This is a genomic window from Mycoplasma sp. 2261 (assembly GCF_053851575.1).
The window spans coordinates 1-2,343 of sequence record NZ_JBSQAX010000017.1 but is presented as its reverse complement, the minus strand read 5'-3'; the positions used below and the strand labels follow the sequence as shown (position 1 = coordinate 2,343).

Annotated in this window: 2 protein-coding genes; both read left to right on the top strand. The window is 24.1% G+C overall.

The window, feature by feature from the left end:
* Nucleotides 1–1,307, top strand: a 1,307-nt coding sequence (locus tag ACWXVM_RS03140; RefSeq protein ID WP_455994295.1) for a hypothetical protein, incomplete at its 5' end; no start/stop codon positions are given.
* Nucleotides 1,308–1,735: 428 nt separating this feature from the next.
* On the top strand, nt 1,736–2,011 hold the full coding sequence (locus ACWXVM_RS03135) for a transposase (protein ID WP_455994297.1): 276 nt from the start codon (nt 1,736–1,738) through the stop codon (nt 2,009–2,011).
* Nucleotides 2,012–2,343 lie beyond the last annotated feature (332 nt).

Genomic DNA, 2,343 nt, shown 5'->3' with positions numbered 1-2,343 from the left:
AGTTAGACGAGAATGCTTTCAAAAACATTGCTCCAGATATTATTTTTGATTATAACGAGCCTTCAAATGAACAAATCCAAAAGATAATTAATAATTATTATAATCAATATCTATATCAAAAATACGACCCCTCAAAAGAGGGAGAAGGAATTAGATTTTCTTTTTCATTAGAAGAAGAAAATAAAAATCCATTAAATACTGATAAGATTATTTTTAATAAAGACATCATTATCGAAGGTAAAAAACAAAAGCAAAAACAACAAGAATATTTAAAAGAATTATCCAAAACCATTGTTTCTGATTTAAAAAATAACACACAAGCCTCTTTAAATGGTAATAATAACAGTATAACATTATCTTTATTTGAAAAAGAACAACAAGAAGAAATTTTAAATACCTTTGAAGAACATATTAAAAATAAATGAAATGATATAACAAAATCTTTTGTTTATGATGAAACATTATTTACTTCTAATAATCTTAGTGTTGAAAGTTTTAAAAACAGCATAAGTGAATATTACAAAGCAGCTGATCCTACAAAGAGAACTATTAAACAACTATTGCAAGACAAAGCAGATGTTGATAGATATTTCAATATGCTAAAACCTTTGTTGGGCGGGTATGTAGATTTAAAAGAATTTGGAGATAAATTTGTATTATTCGGTTCAAATTCAAGAATTATTACTAAGGAAGATATTAAAAAGAAAAATAACGCTATCAAAACTGGAGATTTTGAAAAATTAAAAACATATCGTAAAGAATCAATTAAAAAATTAGAAGAAAAAATCATATATAAAAATTGATTAGAAAATTTAAATGATAGTTTCTATGTCCTTCAAACAAATAAGGATATTCATCGTATGCAAAATTACAATATCGCTTTAACTCAATTGTTTTATGCACTTGATGAATTAAAAATAGGACAAGCACAAAACCTTTTGATGCATAATACTTCAAAACTTGATTCTTCTAAATATACAAAATCGGAAGTTATAGACGCAATAAATTCTCAAGGTAGAAAAAATAAGGAATTATTTGAAAAACTTAATGAGGCATTTTATGCTACATATAAAACTGATAAAGTAAATGTACTAACTCGATTATTTGAAAGAAATAATAAAAAAGAAAGATTTTACAAAACAGAACTATATTTTGTTGAGTATTTAGTCGTTGTAGAAAGTGGAAATATTAAGACATTAAGAAGATTTTATTTTGATAATAAAGAAAAAGACGGGTTTGAAATAACAATTGACAATAGGGCTGGGCAAACTCTTTACCTTAGTTGAAAAAATAAAGAAAAAAAATAAATCGATTCTTTTTTTGATGATTTTTATTCTTTTGTTGCAAATATAGAGCAATAGCTAAAAATATTCAAAGAATATAAAAACCCTAAATTAGAAATTAGGTACCATAGATAATTTTGTTTAAAAATCTCCCAATGGCAAATATTTAAATTTAAAATATTTACACAGGAGATTTTTTAATATGCCAAAAAAGATATTAAAATGCTAAGCACAAGAGAATTGCATGATTAAATATAAACCAACAACCAAAGAAGATGTTTATGAAATTATTAAGAAAAATATAAAAGATCTTATAGAAATTATGATGCAAGAAAAAATTAAAAAACTTTCTTGCATGAGATAAATATGAACACGAAAGAACTATAAAAGACAACTATCGAAATGGTAGTTATTCCAAAATGTAAGATCTAATTTCGGAGAAATTGAACTAAATTCCAAGAGATAGAAATTCAAGATTTGTATCAAAAGTAGTTTCTAAATTTCAATACGATATTTCCAAAATTGAAAGCCAAATTATTAGCTTATATTCAAGAGGTGTATCAACTAGGGACATATCAGATACATTAAAAGATATGTATGCTATAGATGTTGATCCAAGTTTTGTAAGTAGAGTAACTAATAAGATAATTTCACACATAACAGAGTGAAGAAATAGACCTTTAGAAAAAAACTTATGCCATGGTTTTTATTGATGAAATAAGATTTAAAGTTAAAGAAGAAAATAAACTTGTTGAAAAGTCAGTTTACATATTAATAAAAATAGTTTATTTTGCAATTCAAAATCAGTTGGAAAAATGAAATAAAGTTGTTCCTAATTGTGGGCTTGTTTTGTATAATAAATTTTGATTTGTGTAATTGCTATTCTCAAATTACTTATAAAAAAATAAGCCAGAAATTAATTTACACAAAATTTTCTACAGTTCCGATTTTAGAGTCATCTTATTTTTTATATTAATGACTTAAACCAGTAGACTTAATTGATAGAACTAAGAATAACTTTTATTTATAAAAACAGAATTTTTTGATATTTTGTTGATAA